11 protein-coding genes are annotated in these 15,248 nt (G+C 67.2%); 5 read left to right on the top strand and 6 right to left on the bottom strand.

What is annotated here, in order from left to right; genetic code table 11:
• Nucleotides 1–17 precede the first annotated feature (17 nt).
• Together P3T37_RS28555 and P3T37_RS28550 are read left to right on the top strand one after the other, a co-directional pair.
• Nucleotides 18–2,762, top strand: a complete 2,745-nt coding sequence (locus P3T37_RS28555) for a PKD domain-containing protein (protein WP_280726796.1) — start codon at nt 18–20, stop codon at nt 2,760–2,762.
• Nucleotides 2,763–2,846: 84 nt separating this feature from the next.
• Nucleotides 2,847–3,296: a hypothetical protein gene (locus tag P3T37_RS28550; protein ID WP_280726795.1), complete on the top strand. Its 450-nt coding sequence runs from the start codon at nt 2,847–2,849 to the stop codon at nt 3,294–3,296.
• A gap of 103 nt (nt 3,297–3,399) precedes the next feature.
• Here P3T37_RS28550 and P3T37_RS28545 read toward each other — a convergent pair whose 3' ends face one another.
• Both P3T37_RS28545 and P3T37_RS28540 read right to left on the bottom strand, forming a co-directional pair.
• Nucleotides 3,400–7,413: a hypothetical protein gene (locus P3T37_RS28545; protein ID WP_280726794.1), complete on the bottom strand. Its 4,014-nt coding sequence runs from the start codon at nt 7,411–7,413 to the stop codon at nt 3,400–3,402.
• Nucleotides 7,414–7,866: 453 nt separating this feature from the next.
• Nucleotides 7,867–8,097, bottom strand: a complete 231-nt coding sequence (locus P3T37_RS28540) for a hypothetical protein (RefSeq protein ID WP_280726793.1) — start codon at nt 8,095–8,097, stop codon at nt 7,867–7,869.
• A 771-nt stretch (nt 8,098–8,868) separates the two neighbouring features.
• On the opposite strand from P3T37_RS28540, the gene P3T37_RS28535 reads away from it, so the two are divergent.
• Both P3T37_RS28535 and P3T37_RS28530 read left to right on the top strand, forming a co-directional pair.
• Nucleotides 8,869–9,381 (top strand): hypothetical protein, encoded by a 513-nt coding sequence (locus tag P3T37_RS28535; protein WP_280726792.1) that lies wholly within the window; start codon nt 8,869–8,871, stop codon nt 9,379–9,381.
• Nucleotides 9,381–11,039: a hypothetical protein gene (locus tag P3T37_RS28530; protein WP_280726791.1), complete on the top strand. Its 1,659-nt coding sequence runs from the start codon at nt 9,381–9,383 to the stop codon at nt 11,037–11,039. Before P3T37_RS28535 ends, P3T37_RS28530 begins: the two co-directional genes overlap by 1 nt.
• 445 nt (nt 11,040–11,484) lie before the next feature.
• Here P3T37_RS28530 and P3T37_RS28525 read toward each other — a convergent pair whose 3' ends face one another.
• The 3 genes from P3T37_RS28525 to P3T37_RS28515 all read right to left on the bottom strand — a co-directional run bounded on the left by P3T37_RS28525 (nt 11,485) and on the right by P3T37_RS28515 (nt 13,737).
• A complete protein-coding gene (locus tag P3T37_RS28525) occupies nt 11,485–12,309 on the bottom strand; it encodes a protein phosphatase 2C domain-containing protein (RefSeq protein ID WP_280726790.1) in 825 nt (274 codons plus the stop codon).
• A 4-nt stretch (nt 12,310–12,313) separates the two neighbouring features.
• The gene (locus tag P3T37_RS28520; RefSeq protein ID WP_280726789.1) at nt 12,314–13,156 is read right to left on the bottom strand and encodes a sigma factor-like helix-turn-helix DNA-binding protein; all 843 of its coding nucleotides are present in this window, start codon (nt 13,154–13,156) and stop codon (nt 12,314–12,316) included.
• A 149-nt stretch (nt 13,157–13,305) separates the two neighbouring features.
• Nucleotides 13,306–13,737: an ATP-binding protein gene (locus P3T37_RS28515; protein WP_280726788.1), complete on the bottom strand. Its 432-nt coding sequence runs from the start codon at nt 13,735–13,737 to the stop codon at nt 13,306–13,308.
• A gap of 125 nt (nt 13,738–13,862) precedes the next feature.
• Here P3T37_RS28515 and P3T37_RS28510 point away from each other — a divergent pair, with 125 nt between their 5' ends.
• Nucleotides 13,863–14,642 (top strand): GntR family transcriptional regulator, encoded by a 780-nt coding sequence (locus tag P3T37_RS28510; RefSeq protein ID WP_280726787.1) that lies wholly within the window; start codon nt 13,863–13,865, stop codon nt 14,640–14,642.
• 20 nt (nt 14,643–14,662) lie between these two features.
• Here the strand turns inward: P3T37_RS28510 and P3T37_RS28505 are convergent, their stop codons facing one another.
• Nucleotides 14,663–15,007, bottom strand: a complete 345-nt coding sequence (locus tag P3T37_RS28505; RefSeq protein WP_280726786.1) for a hypothetical protein — start codon at nt 15,005–15,007, stop codon at nt 14,663–14,665.
• Nucleotides 15,008–15,248: the final 241 nt, after the last annotated feature.

Raw genomic sequence — 15,248 nt, 5'->3', positions numbered from 1 at the left:
AAAGGACTGGGGGACCGGTGTCTCACCGCCGTCTCATAGCGACAGCGGCCGTACTCGCCGCCGGTGTCGCCTTCATCCCGGGTCCGGCCCTGGCGGCCGACCCGCCGCACGCCACCGACGGCAACCCGGTCCGAGCCACGGCTCCCACCGCCGCGATCCCTGAGCTCAGGATCTTCAGCAGCCCAGCGAGCCACGCGATCCGGCTGCCGAACCCGGCGGGCGGGGTCGCGAGCAGCCGTGCCACCGGCTCCGGCAGGACGATCTACGCAGAATCGCAGTCGACCCTGCTCTGCTCGACCGACCACGGCACGGGCACCCAGGCCAGCCCGTACTGCGACCTGCAGAACGCGGTGAACGCCGCCTCCCCGGGCGACACCGTGACGTTCGGCGGATTCTTCGCCGAGTCGGTGACGGTGAAGACCTCAGGGATCTCGATCGTCGGCGACAGCGTCCACGGCACGCGCAGCCGAATCGACGGCCTCAGGGACAAGCCGGCGCTGCTCCTCGACGGCGTCACCGGCGTCACCGTCAGCAACCTGATGGCGACCGGGTACACGACGCCCGCCGTCCAGATCACGCAGTCGTCCGGCATCACGCTGGACGCCGACAACATGCATCTGTTCGCCGGCATCGGAACGGGTGGCAGCGCCCTCGCCATCGACGGCACGTCCAGCAGCATCACGGTGAGCAGGTCCTACGCGGACACGGGCTCCTGGTCCCTGGACACCCGGGGGATCTCGATCGCCCCCGGCGCGAGCCACATCACCCTGGCGAGCAACGTGCTGGCGGACACCGGCATCACCGCCACCGGCGTGAACGGCCTGGACGTCGCGGGCAACACCATCCAGCGCGGCTGCACCTCGGCCATCGACATCGAGGGCGCGTCGTCCGGCGTCCACCTGGAGAACAACCTGCTGGAGGACGCCAACACGGGCACCCCGTTCGCGATGGGCTACCAGTCACAGTGCAGCGCCGGCGGCCCGGGCACCGCGCCCTGGGCTCCGGACATCGTGGTGGCGGCCGGGTCCGGCACGGCCACGACCGCCGACTACAACGACTTCGCCGTCTACGGCAGCGATGCCACCGCGCCCTACAGCTGGGCGGGCACGAGCTACCCGACGCTCACCGCGTTCCAGACCGGCACCGCGCAGGGCGCACACGACACGCTCGACTCCAAGGAGGCGGCACCGGTGCTGCTCGCCCCGCAAGGGGGCCTGGAGGTCGACGTCGCGCTGCAGACCGGTTCCGCCGCGATCAACTCGGCGAACCCCGACGCACCCGGCGAGGCGGCCTCGGACTTCTACGGCAGCAGCCCCTACACCAGCCGAGGCGCGACCCAGTACCTCAGCACCGACGCGGGTCTGGCGGTAGCCCTGAGCGCGCAGGACACCAGCGCGTTCGGCATCGAGCTCGCCGTGCAGCAGACGACCACCTATCAAGGAGCCGTCTGCAGCTTCGACTGGGGCGACGGCACCACGACCTCGACGGCCCTCAGCGGTGGCGCCAACCCCCCGTTCCCGCACCGGTACGCGAAGGCGGGCACGTACACCGTCACCGCCACGGTCAGCGACAACGCCGGTAACAGGATGTCCAACAACGTCTCGGTGACGACGGCGGGTTCGGAGTACACCCCGTACGGGCCGACGCGTCTGCTGGACACCCGCTACGGCATCGGCGCGCCCGCGGGGCAGGTCGGGTCGGACAAGATGGCCCGGGTGCAGATCGCCGGCAACGGCTCGATCCCGTCCCGGGTGAGTGCCGTGGTCGTCAACCTCACGGTGACCAACCCGACCGACAGCGGCTTCATCACCGCGTACGCGGACGGCGGGGTCCGTCCGTCCACGTCGAACGTGAACTTCACGGCCGGTCAGACCGTGCCGAACATGGCGATCGTGCCGGTCGGCGCGGACGGCTACATCGACCTGTTCAACAGCGGCCTGGCCTCGGTGGACCTGATCGCCGACGTCACCGGCTACTTCACCCAGGACGCCGCCAGCGGCTACACCTCGCTGCCACCCAACCGCATCGTCGACACCCGCAACGACTCCCAAGTCCCCGGCCTCGGCTCGATCGCCGCCCAGGTCGCCGGCAACGGCTCCGTACCGCCCTCCGGCGTCACGGCCGTCGCCCTCAACGTCACCGTCACCAACCCTCGCTCTGACGGCTTCCTCACCGTCTACCCCGACGGCCAGGACACGCCGAACGCCTCCAACGTCAACTACCTCTCCGGCCAGACCATCGCCAACTCGGTGGTCGTCCCGGTCGGCGCCGACGGCAAGATCCGTATCCACAACGGCGGCGGCCTGGGCGCCGACGTCGTCGTCGACGTGGTCGGCTACTACAGCCCCGACAGCAAGAGCGCCTACCTGCCGATCAAGCCCACCCGCCTGCTCGACACCCGCGACCCCAAGTGGACGCCCGGGCCGCTCGACCCCGGCAACTACATCTACATGCCGTTCAACGACGACCAGAGCAGCAGCACAGCAGTCGTCCTCAACACCACCGTCACGGACACCAAGGGCGGCGGCTTCCTCACCGTCTCCCCCGACCCCAACACCCTGACGCAGTACGACGGAACACCCGCCGCACGCCCCACCCGCCCCAACACCTCCGTCCTCAACTGGCTACCGGGCCAGACCGTCCCCAACCTGGTCCAGGCCAGCACCGGCCCCACCGCGGACGGCATCATCGACTTCTGGAACACCGGCTCCGGCACCATCAACCTCGTGGTCGACGCCTTCGGCTTCTACCAGAACTACTGACCCCCATCGGCCTGCTCCCGCTGCGGTCCCACCCCGTCCTCGACCCCGAGGACGGGGTGCCCCGGCAGGTCCCTTCTCGGGACTGTGGCCGCCGAGCGAGAACGCCTGTCCAGGTGGGGCAGGCCGAACCTGTCGCCCGTTCCGCTGCCGGTCTGGCTGAACCCCGATCACGGCCCCGCCCTGTCGGCCCTGCCCTTCGACCTGGTGTGGGCGACAACCTGGGAGGCAGAGGCGAACGCCTTCATCGCACCGATCCTGGGACTCCCGGAACTCCCGTTCATCACCTGGACCTCACCCCGAACCAGGCCGGACCCCGGGCTGTTCTGGAAGACCACGCAGATCACCTCCTGGGCGCAAGGGCGCCCGTTCGCCTGGCTGGACGACGAAATCGGCGACGCCGACCGCGCCTGGACAACCGACCACCACCCCGGCCCAGCCCTGCTCCACAAGATCGACCCCCTGCTCGGCATCCAACCGACAGACCTCGCAACACTGAACAACTGGGCCAACGGACTTCCCCCACCCCCCGGCTGAGATGGCGTCCCTCTGTTTGGTGTAGCCGATCACGGGCGAGGCCCGAAAAACACGCTGCCGCGCCGCCCGGGTCGGGCGGCGCGGCAGTCGGTGCCGATCGGGCTCAGGACGCGAAGTAGCCGTTCAGGTCGGCGACCACGTGGGCGTCACCCCAGAAGTTGGCGAAGGTCACCCGGCCGTCCACGACCGGGACCACCACCAGGTTGGCGACGGTCTGGCCGGCTGTGTAATTGAGGTTGGAGACCCCCGGCCGGTCGATTCCGTGCGGGTAGACGGTCAGGTAGCTGCTGTCGGTCGGCTCGGTGACCGTGACGTTCAGCACGACGGCGGTCACGCCGGTCGCCGGAACGCCCGCCACCCCGGACAGCTGGATGCTGACCAGGCCGCCCTGGCCGACCGTGCCGGCCCGGGCACCGATGCCCTCACGGGTGTCCAGCAGCCGGACCGGGCCGGCGGCGGAGTACGTCGACCCGGTGGCCGAGTAGTACCCGGTGACGTCGGCGACCAGGTCGACCGAACCCTGAAAGTTGCGCAGGTCGACCTTCCCGTTCACGACCGGCACGGTCACCAGGTTGGGGACGATCTCGCCGGCCGTGAAGTTGAGGTTCGAGACCCCCGGCACCGCCTGGCCGTCCGGGTAGACGGTGACGAAACCGGCGCTCGTCGGGTTCACCGCGGTCACGTTCATCACCACCGCGGTCACCCCGGTCGCCGGGATACCCTTCACACCCGCCACCTGCAACGACACCACACCGCCCTGGCCGACCGGCGCCTTCGGGGCACCAAGGCCCTCACGGGTGTCCAGGAACCGCGACGGCGTGATCGGGGTCAGCGCGGACCCGGTGCTGCCGTCGGTGTAGTAGCCGGTGACGTCGGCGACCAGGTCGACCGAACCCTGAAAGTTGCGCAGGTCGACCTTCCCGTTCACGACCGGCACGGTCACCAGGTTGGGGACGATCTCGCCGGCCGTGAAGTTGAGGTTCGAGACCCCCGGCACCGCCTGACCGTCCGGGTAGACGGTGACGAAACCGGCGCTCGTCGGGTTCACCGCGGTCACGTTCATCACCACCGCGGTCACCCCGGTCGCCGGGATACCCTTCACACCCGCCACCTGCAACGACACCACACCGCCCTGGCCGACCGGCGCCTTCGGGGCACCAAGGCCCTCACGGGTGTCCAGGAACCGCGACGGCGTGATCGGGACGAGCCGACTCTTGGCCGGGGCAGCCGCAGCCGTCACGGTGTACGCCTTCGGGAAGTAGCCCGGCGAGGGCGTCCCCTGGGTGTAGCCGACGCCGTCCAGCACCACGTCGTACATGCCCGCCGTCAGACCGTTGGTGTCGACCAGCACGTTGAGCGCGGTGCCGTCGGCGCTGACCGAGACCGGCTTCATGACCGGCTGGTTGCTGCTGTCCAAGCTGTCGCTGCGGGCCAGCTTCACCTTGGTCCCCAGGGTGAGGCCGGTGCCGTGGACGACAGCCTGGGTCAGCGTGCCGGCGGCGCCGGTCGCGGGGGTGACACCGCCCAGCTGCGGGCCCGCCTGACGAGTGCAGCCGGAGTCGCAGACACCCTGCATGCTGTACTCGACCGGCGTCGCCACCTTGGCGGCGCTCAGGATCAGGACTGCCTGGCCTGCCACGGCATTGCCGGTGGTCTGGCACAGGGCGCCGAACGTGCCGGACGAACCGCCGCACTGGTACGTGAGGTCGTCCACCCAGGCCGAGTTTCCGATCACGGTCAGGGACGGATTCTCGACGCCGGTGACGCTCGCAGTGCCGACGACGTCGAAGGCCTGGTTGGGCTTCATGTCGACCACGGCGCAGTAGGCGGTCGAGGACTCGGTCAGCACCCCGCTGCGCAGCGGGAAGCCGTCGACCGAGATCTTGTTCCCCGTGCACTCCGGCGCCCAGCCTTGCGCCGTGCCGACCTTCCAGGTGTCCACATTGGTGTGGATGGTGCTGCCGTTGTACCCGGAGGCCAGCACGATCACCACGTAGGAGGTCGATCCGGTGACCCGACAGGCGATGCCCCACTGGGTACAGACGAACGTGCCGTTGGCGTCGACGACCATGAGGAGCGTGGAGGGGTCGTAGCGCGAGCCGAGGGTCCGCGTACTGAACCAGAACCTGTCCGTGGCAGCGCCCGTGACCCGGATGCAGCGGGAGTCCAGCGCCGAGGTCAGGTCGAACGGCACGGACGGTCCGCCGACCGTCATCGAGGCCGGGGTCGGGCAGGTCGCCGTCGGCGAGAGGTCGCGGTGCACCAGCTTGTAGGTGTCCGTGGCCTGCCAGCCGGATCCCACCAGCATCGCGGTGTACGGGACACCGGCGGTGAACGCACAGCTGCCGGTGGAGCTACCGCCGATGCTCGTGCAGGTCGGCCCATCGCCCGCCGCGTCGGCGAACTGGATCGAGGCGTACGCCTGGTTCTTGGTGTTGGTGTAGTCGTACATCTCGGCGGTGGAGTGCTGGTCGGCCGGCAGGCTCAGGCAGGCCTGCTGGACGTCCGCCGTCAGCGCGATCTCCGCGCCCCACGAGCCACCGAACGTCGACTGCGGCCACGTGGTGCACCCGGCCGCCTCGCCGGTCCGGCTGATCACCAGCTGATAGGCCTTGGCCGGCGTCCCGCTCAGCACCGCGCGGAACGGAGCGGTACCGGTCAGCTTGCAGACGGCATACGAGGAGCCCCCGTTGTCGCACTGCTTGGCGCCGTTCGCGTCGTCGACCTCGACGGCGGCGCTGGTGCCGTCGGCCGGCGGCCGGTTGAGCAGGTACAGGGCCTTCCCGGCGGTGGTCGGCAGGGTCAGGCAGAGCTGCTGCCCGGGCCCGCCGAACGTGCCCTTGGCCGCGCCGGACACCAGACCGTTGTCACCGGTCGCGGTGCAGCCGCGGGTCTCCGTGGCCGAGTGGAGGGCCATGCCGAACGCACCGGCGTCGGCAACCTCCGGATCGACCGCCCAGATGTAGTCACCGGCGGCGAGGTCGCAGGATCCGATCGCGCACCCCCCGGCGGTCAGCGGCGTGCCGTCGGTCTTGAACAGCCCGCCGGAGGGGGCCGTGGCGGCCGACGCCGAGTTGAAGGAGTAGTGGGAGGCCGCCGGCACCCGCAGGGTGCGGCAGCGCGCGGTGGCCGTGAGGTCCGGCGAGTCGCCGTACGCCTGCGGCTCCACCGTCACACATCCCTCCGGCGTGGAGAGCCGTGCCGCGGTGTAGTCATAGGTCTCGGCCCCGCCGAAGACCGACTGAACGGTCAGCCGGAACGGCGCCGTGCCGGTGAGCGTGCAGTCGAAGCTGGTGCGCTGGTCGTACTGCGTGTTGCAGAGGTTCGCACCGGTCGCGTCGTAGACGGTCTGGACGACCCGGAACGAGGAGCTGTGGCTGCGCAGCACCTCGCCGGCCGCCATGTTCAGGTCGTAGCAGTCGGCCGCCATGCCGAGCGGCAGCGAGCCGTGGAAGACGGTCGGGGCCGCGAGGGTACGGTCGGCGGCGTTGACACTCTTGCAGCCGGTCGTGGAGAGCAGCGGAACGTACGAGACCGCGATGGCAGTCTGCAGGCTCTCGTTGCTCTTCACCTTCAGGGTGTAGATGCCGGCCTGGCTGGTGGGGCAGCGCAGCCAGCCGTTCGAGCTGTTGCCGGGCCTGTCGCAGGTCACGGCGGTTCCGTCCGGAGCCACCAGTGAGGGTTGGATCCAGTAGGCCGTCGAGCTGACCTGGACGAGCACCAGGTCCTTCTGCTTGAGCGTCACTGCGAAGGAGACGGTCTGGTTCGGGTCGATCGAGCAGCTGACCACGGTCTGCGGGTCAAGGGCCGCCGGGCATGGGCCGGTTGGATCGGCCTGCTGGAGCGCCCGTGCCACGGCCTCGTGCTCGGCCTTGGGGTCGAGCTTCGGCACGGCTTTCGTCTTCGGCGCGGTCTGCGGCGACGAGTCCGCGGGGGCGGCGCTCGCCGCTCCGGTCGACGGGGCCGCCGCCGCGCTGCCTGGCTGCGGCGTGCTGGTGGCCGCCGGCGGCAGCGCCGCCGCGTAGGCAGGGCTGGTCTGGCCGACCAGCGAGGCCAGGACGGTGAGCAGCAGGGCACCGGAGGCGATCGCGCCACCTCTGCCCTGTCTGTGTCGCACTCTTCTGCCGAACGGCAGCAGTTTCATGAACTTCCCCCCAGATGCAAACAGGCCCGACTCCTACGTCAATCACAGGAGTTGCCAAGCAGGCGGAGTCTAGCGAGTCGCACACGCACCGGACGCACCCAGCGCTGTCCTCGAGGTCACCCACCCCAGCGGCGCCCCCGGCATGCCCACCGCACCTCGAGCAAACCCCCGCAACGCAAAGATCCCGCCCGATCACAGGGATCGGACGGGATCTCGTGACCATTCACGAGTCAGACTCGCGAACAGTCGTTGGGACAGCTGAGGGGATTCGAACCCCTGACCCCCTCGATGCGAACTACCGGCGGGACGGTCGCTGGGGTCTCCCGCCCTGGTCACCCAGGCAACGGCGTCCGCCGGCGGTCAGCCACGGCTACCAGGGTTGCTGCACTCCACTGCTGTACAACAGCTGCCCGTTCCGACGCCCAATCAGCGGCTCTCGGCGGCCGTCCCGCCTGATGGGTCCACCACCTCGACCCCGGCTTCCAGCATCTTGGCGCGGACCAGACTGGACAGCTCGTCATCACATATCAGCACAGCCATCGGCGGATCACCCTTCTGCATCGGCATGAAGCCACCACTGCTGAGGCGCCAGAGGACGTACTGGTCCCGCTCGGTCGTCCACATGGCTTCGAACGTGCCGAGGTCAGGCTCAGGCATGAAGCACCGCCTTGCGCAGGACGGTAGCGCTCCCCCATCGGATCCGCCCCCATTTCGCGCGCCGCCGGCAGCCCCCTCCCGCAAGCGGGGTGGTCCCCCCGAGGGGGCCAAGGTATGGGGCAGAGCCCCAGCCACCGCCAGGCGCCCCTCGGTTTAGATACAGGGCAAGAGCGACAGAATCCCGCGCTCAGCTCAACAGGCGGCAGATTTACAGGCCGCTAGCGGTACCGCGTCCAACTGCTCCTGACCTGCGTGGACCCCCTCTACCCTGACTACCTCAACTGTCCCGGTCCGCCACTGGTCCCGATCAAGGTCCGACAGAACTCCAAGGGCGTAACAAGTGACCCAGCACTGCGACGCCACCAGCCTCGCTCATACGCCTCGCATCCCGACCACCAAACCCTGGAGGGCCAGCCCGCATCCTGACGCGTCCATGATTAATCTCTCTGCAGCGCCTCGGAGGGAGGCCGGCGAAACTCGGGGACTGTGATCGCAACCGGCGCGGTTGGAGTCGCGGCCAGGCGCCCACGGGAGGAAACCTGGGGCGCCTGCGAGGCGCGCCGTGGTTAGACACTCGCCACCAGAGGGCGGCAGGCTGCCACCTTGCGATCATCTGACGCAAGGTCAGTTCAACTTCGAAGGGCAGACGTTACCGCTGGCGCTTCAACACACTGCAGGCGTGCTGCATCATCTGACAGACCTATGGCCGAGCCTTGTTGCGTCAGCTAGTCTCAGCTGTCTCACCGTCAGGTAGGGAGCAACACAGATACGATGCCAGCTGTAACACCCACTGACCAGCTCCTGCTCCACATCTCAACATCAAAAAGTGCTGGCATCTCCGCATTGCCTGCCGGCGGCGGAGGGAGGCACCCATTTCCATTACCGCAGCTAATGCGCCAGGTCATCGCAGATCGCTTGCTGCTTGCAGGCGGACACTTGCGAACTGGAGATCAGCTCCTTTTTGCGAACCAATATCGCTCAGCGATTAGTCGCTACTATTATGCGATGTACCAAGCGGCACGTGCGATAGTCTTCGCAGAAGTCCGCGGCGATGATCACGAGCGACATAACATCCTCCCCAGAAATCTTCCATCAAACCTCGTGAATGCGGCAGCACGTGAGTCCGAGCTAACAGACGCCCGCCTGCTCAGAAATCAAGCAGACTACGATGTCTATCCAGTCAGTGATTCCGACTGGGAAGACGATGCTCGTGGGCTCGCCGTGATAGCCGCCGACTTCCTCCAGGCCTGCGATGATTTCGCCTCAATGAATGGTCACATCTAATGTCGGCATCAGATCACAAGGGGCTAATCGCCCGGGCGCTTCAGGAAGTTAACATCCCCCTCGTCGGCATCGACGAGCGTTCATTTCCCGGCGAGACGTGGTTTGTGGTGCTTGTCGACGAGGGATCACTCGCAGTCGCCCAAAGCCTTGCCGGGAGCATTGAGCAGCAACTCAATGGCGTCTCCAATTCCGACGGCCAGTCCTTGGTGGTTACTTTTCGGCCGCATCGAGCCGAAGAAGCGCCAACAAGTCGCATGGCGCCGAAGAACGCACTCTCCGAATCCCGTCTCGACCAGCTGATTCAACTACTGGAAGCGCGGTCGCGCACCTCTGACGCACTACCGAGCCTGAAATACATGGAGGACCCCCGGGCCAGCCTGGCAGCCATTGGCGCATCCCGACATCACCTTGTTTTCGGTCGACGAGGCGTTGGGAAAACAGCCCTCCTCCTGGAGGCGAAGAGGATTGCAGAGAGGGAAGGGCATGCCACTGCATGGGTCAACGCCCACACTCTGCGGCGCCTGAATACAGCTGCTGCATTCCTAATCGCAGCGGAGATTGTTCTTGGCTCGCTGGTTCACCATGCTGGATCTTCACAGGGCGAGGCATTCACCAAGATCAGGGAGGCCGAGGTTCGCGTCTCAACCCTGCGGAAGCAGGAATCCCTATCTGATTTCGAGCTTGGCGAGATGATTGCTGAGCTAAATCGATGCTTGCGCTCCATTCTCCGGTCCGGAATTATCCGACTCTACTTGTATGTAGATGACTTCTACCTCTATCCCGTCGAGCTTCAGCCTCACTTCCTCGACTGCATTGCGGGAATGCTGCGCGACTGTGATGGATGGATCAAGATCGCAAGTATTGAGCGTCTAACCAGGCCTTTTGAGCCATCTTCAAGGGTTGGACTGGAAGTCCCGCATGACGCGTCGAAGATTGATTTGGACGTAACTCTTGAGGATCCTTTTGCTACGCAGGAATTCCTCGAATCGGTGCTGGCCAACTACATGACCACTGTTGGTATCGCCAAGCCGTCAAGTATCGCTCGAAGCGCTGCCCTCGGCAGGCTAGTTCTTGCATCTGGTGGCGTTCCCCGGGACTACTTGAACCTGTTTGCTTCATCAATCGTCGTTGCCAGATCGCGTTCGAATGCGCGCGAGATTGGAAAAGAGGACGTTGCGGGAGCGGCTGGCAGGGCCGCGAGGGGCAAGAAGCGAGATCTCGAACAAGATGTCTCATCGGGCGACGCCGACACGCTGTTGGCAACCCAGGAGGCCCTCTCCTCTCAGGTTCGTGCCGACGGATACACGTATTTTCGGGTAGACGTGTCGCAGAAATCTCACTCATTCTATGAATTCCTGGCAAGGCTTGTCGATTTGCGCTTTGCACACCTAATCCAAGCCGCACTGTCCGATCAGCACAAGCCGGGCGTCAAGTACGAGGTATACATCCTTGATTTGAGCGAGTATTCGGATATTCGCTTGAAGCGTGGACTGAGCATCCTAGACCTAGAGGATGGAAGCTGGGTATTCAGGCGAAGCGGGGAGGCGGGAACTGCCAAGAAATTGACAGGAACGCTATTTCGCGATGAGCTCCGCCGGGCGCCTGTTGTTGATCTTGAACTTCTTGCTCAGCAGGTCAGCAGGTCTGAAGGTCAGTAATCGCTCTCGGCTTATTGGTCAGCGAGGCGGTGGAGCGGTTTTGGCCGGTGTCCTGTCTGGTCTGGGGCCGAGCATGATCGGGGGGCCGTAAGCTGTTGCGACTCGGTCAGGGCTTTTGGGCCTGACTGCAACTTGGCCGAGTGGCCCCCCGGTCTTGCTCGGCGCGGGGCCCGGTCCTGGCAGGTGGGTAAAACCGTGGAGCCGCCGGCCCCAGCCACGCGCTGCCCCGTTCTGGCGGTCGCGCCGGGACCGGGCGCCAGCCCGCACGCCCGGCGTCGGCCGCCAGGGCAGGGCAGCAGCACGCGCATGGCGCGTGCTTGTCCGTCACTCTGGACAACCCACCTACCAACGTTGGTAGGTGGCCATGGCGCGCGCATGGCGCGCGCTCTTGACCTAGTACAGCTGAATTCGGCAGTGATCCGTGATGGTGTCCGGGCTGCGAGTTCTACAGGGTGATGGTGGCGACGGCGGTGTCGTCGTGGGCCTTGCCGCGGGGCCAGCGCTTGCCGTCGGGGTCGTCGTGCTCAGCGGCGCGGACTTGGCGGATGAGTTCGGCTGGGCCGTGGTCGCGGATGAGCGTGAGGGCCTGGGACCAGTCGGCGAGGGCGAAGCGGTCGACCAGGCGGGTGGCGCCGTCGCTGAGGAGTGTGAAGCCGGTGAGGTCGGCGCGGGGGATGCTGCCGGTGAGGGCTTCGCGTGCGGCTGCCGGGTCGGCGGCGGCGACCCAGAACCCTCCGGGCTGGTTGCGGTGGGCGCGCATGGCCTCGACGTAGGCGCGGTGGGCGTCGGTATGCGCGGTGCTGCCGGTGGGCTGGGCGTCCATCAGCTGGCGGAGGGCGGCGCCGACCTGGGCTTCGCGGTCGTCGGTGACGGGCACCGGGCCCTGGCCGTCGGCTGGTTCGAGGACGAGTGTGGAGTCGGCGAGGACGAGGTACTCGACGTCGGTCTCGGTGAGCCGGACCGCGACGACGGTTGCCGACGGGGTTCCGGGATGCGCAAGGTCGCAGGTGTCGGCGTGGAGTTCGGCAGTCTGCGTGATCGCGTCGGCGAGGCAGTCCACGAGGGGCTGGCCGGGCTGGTTGGTGATGGTGGCCAGCAGGTTGACGCCGAGTCGGGAGGCGTACCAGGCCACGCCGTGGACGCAGCCGCTGTCCGAACCGGCGGGGGTGCCGGAGCCGTCCAGGAGGACGACGGCGTTCGGACTGGCGGCTACGAAGTCCTCGTTGGGGCGGTCGGGGCGGGCGGGCTCGGTAGCAATCTCTATGCGCACGCGGTCAGTGTGCCCCGTGACGGTAGAACGGGGACAGCAGGCGCACGTTGACGGGCTCGTTGTTCGCCGGGTCGTACTCCACGTTCACCAGGACGGAGAAGCGTCCGGTGCCGACCTGGGCGTAGAGGTCGGGGAGGTCGTTGACGATCAGGTGGATGACGCCGAGGGTGCCTTGTGGGTGGATGCCGGTGAGGACCATGATCAGGCCCTGGCCGTCGGGGCGGGGCAGCCGGCCGAGGTAAGCGACGTCGGAGTTGGCCACTGGGGTGGAGTCCATGCCGGAGCGGTAGGCGGTGTCGGTCTCGCGGTCTCGCAGGGTCCACGGGCCGTCGCTGGCGCGCTCGAAGCAGATGGACGGGTCCTGGGCGAGGACCCCGGCGACGTGGCTGGAGAGGCGGGGGCCGCAGATGACGATCATGTCGTCGCGGTTGAGGTCGATCTCGCCGCCGATGGGGACGTGTTCGAAGCTGGGGTCCAGCTTGTAGGAGCGGGCGAGGTCGCCCAGGCGCTGGGCGGCGGCGAAGTCCTCCGCCGCCAGCACCGGCCGGGAGTTGCCGGCCTCCTTCTTGAGCGGGGTGGCGATGATGAGGCGGGCGTTGCCCAGGAAGGCGCCCTCCGCGGACGGCGCGGACTGCTTGAGCTGGTGGATGCGCCCTCGGGTGAGCCCGGCTTCGGCGGCGATCTGGGCGTAGGACATGCCCTGGTCGTGGAGTTCGGTGATCACCCGCTGGCGCAGTCTGGAGAGTTCGGTGACTTCCTGCTGCGCTTCGGCCAGTCGCAGGGTCGCGGCTCGCAGCAGCGCGAAGGGGTCCTTGATGGCGGCGATCCGCTTTGTCTCTCCCGCCATGTCCTGCTCTCCTCCTGGGATGTGGCCCGTCAGGGCTGAGTCTAGGGGGATAGACAGGATCAGCAAACGGCAGTGGCGGGCTGTTTGCTGAGCGGGGGCGTTCATCCGGGTTCTCCTGGGGCGCTCGTGGCGGACTGTTGTCTAGGGGGCTATACACCCCGTGAAGCAGGCTTTTCTGCGCACTGCTTCGGATCTTCGTTCTGGCTGCATGTTAGTTCGGCCCACACGGTGTGGCAGTTGTCGACCTCGCTGCGCGCGCCCCAGAAGTCCGCGAGAGCGTTCACGATGGACAGGCCGCGGCCGAAGTCCTCCATCTCGTCCGCGGTGCGGAGGTTGAACGAGCTCTCCTGCGCCCCGTCGTCCGTGACGGCGATGCGGATCCAGTCGCGGCGCCGCAGGATCTCGACCCAGACATGGCCACCACGCCCCGAACGGGTGTGCAGGATGGCGTTGGTAACGAGTTCGGAGGTGATCATCTCCGCGTCGTCGGTCTTCGGGTTGTCCCCCAGGGCCTCGCGCACCATCGCGCGGGCCGCCCCTACCGTTTCCGGCCGACCGGGGAACTGGGCAATCCAAGGCATGGCTGACACCCTTCGTCGCAGTAGACGCTCAGATCAACTACTTTGAGTAAAGCTCGAATACGAGCTTGAAAGCTAGGGTTCGAGGTTGTCAAGCTGATCTGAGGAATCGTGAGATCGACGGAAGGGTGGCGGAGTTGACTCGACCGGCGTATCTGCGGCTGGCGGATGCCCTGCGCGCCGAGATCCTTTCGGGTCAGCGGCCGCCTGGCTCGCGCGTGCCGAGCATCGCTGAGCTGCACCGCGAGTACGGCATCTCCGAGCAGCCGGTGCGCCAGGCCCTGCGCGTACTGACCGCCGAGGGGCTGATCGAGGGTCGCCCCGGGTCCGGGACATACGTCCGGGAGCGCCCCACACTCGTCCGGGTGGCGCGCGGTCGCTACCGCACGCCCGGCAGTCCGTACGAAGCGGAGACCCGCGCCCGCGGCGCCGAACCGAGCTGGACGCACACCTCGCTGAAGACGCGCGCCACCAAGACCCTCGCTGGCCGTCTCGGCGTGGCCGAGGGCGATCCGCTGATGCAGACCCAGTACGTGTTCCGGGCGGACGGGGCGCCGACCCAGCTGGCGACGAGCTGGGAGCCGCTGAGTCTGAGCGGCGGCACCGCGATCGCGCTGCCCGAGTTCGGGCCGTTCGCTGGCGAGGGCGTCGTCGTGCGCTTCTCGTCGGTCGGCCTCGCCCCGACTCGGGTCACCGAGGATGTCGCGGCGCGTCAGATCCTGGAAGCCGAGGCCACTTCACTCGGGGTGCCACTGGGGACGACCGTGCTAGCCATCGAACGCACGCACTGGGCAGATGACGTGCCGGTGGAGACCGCCGACGTAGTGCTGCCCGCCGACCGATTCCGCCTGTCGTACGAGATCGAGGTGCCACCCGGGGCTGGCTCACTGCAACGACCCGCCCCATAGCTGCCTCTGATGGTCAGGCTCTACTCGACCTGCTCGGCGCCTTCGTATTCGGCGAGGAAGTCATCCAGCAGCTGGAACATGAGGTCGATGGCCTTCGATTCGGACTCATCGGGAAGGCCCGCAGCACTCTGACATCCGTCCGGAAGAGCCATGAGCCGAATCTGCGCCCACCACACCAGGTTGCTCGGCTTCCCATGTCGCATGGCGAGCCATTCGCCCAGGCCGTCCAGCAGCGGACGGCCCTCGCGCCAGGCATGAGCGTCGTAGCCGGCGACGAAGGCTGCCATCGTGTAGAAGGTCGGCCCTCCGCTCGTATACATCCCTGGGCGGCGGCGCACGAGCGCCAAGAACTCGCGGTCGGTCATCGGGTCCGTACCTGCCATGATCAGCCCTCTCGATGACACATTCGATGATCATCGTCCGCCATGCCTGACGACTCGTCAAGATCGTTGCATATACCCCTAGACAGCCAGACTGGCGATGCCCTACTTGGAATGTCCACCCCTAGACACAATACCACTGACTTAAGGATCCTTGCTGGTAGGCTGCCTGTCCAGGAGGTGCCTGGATGCCACGCCCTGGGCAGGTCAAGCCGTCGACGGACGA

Source organism: Kitasatospora sp. MAA4, assembly GCF_029893355.1.
Lineage (GTDB): Bacteria > Actinomycetota > Actinomycetes > Streptomycetales > Streptomycetaceae > Kitasatospora.
Note: the sequence above shows the minus strand (reverse complement) of the source record. Positions and strands in the feature narration are given on the sequence as shown.

What these genes read in the sequence shown, in the direction of transcription:
- P3T37_RS28540 (WP_280726793.1), bottom strand. Translation starts at nt 8,097, where the DNA reads ATGCCTGAGCCTGACCTCGGCACGTTCGAAGCCATGTGGACGACCGAG.
- P3T37_RS28535 (WP_280726792.1), top strand. Translation starts at nt 8,869, where the DNA reads ATGCCAGCTGTAACACCCACTGACCAGCTCCTGCTCCACATCTCAACA.
- P3T37_RS28530 (WP_280726791.1), top strand. Translation starts at nt 9,381, where the DNA reads ATGTCGGCATCAGATCACAAGGGGCTAATCGCCCGGGCGCTTCAGGAA.
- P3T37_RS28520 (WP_280726789.1), bottom strand. Translation starts at nt 13,156, where the DNA reads ATGGCGGGAGAGACAAAGCGGATCGCCGCCATCAAGGACCCCTTCGCG.
- P3T37_RS28515 (WP_280726788.1), bottom strand. Translation starts at nt 13,737, where the DNA reads ATGCCTTGGATTGCCCAGTTCCCCGGTCGGCCGGAAACGGTAGGGGCG.
- P3T37_RS28505 (WP_280726786.1), bottom strand. Translation starts at nt 15,007, where the DNA reads ATGACCGACCGCGAGTTCTTGGCGCTCGTGCGCCGCCGCCCAGGGATG.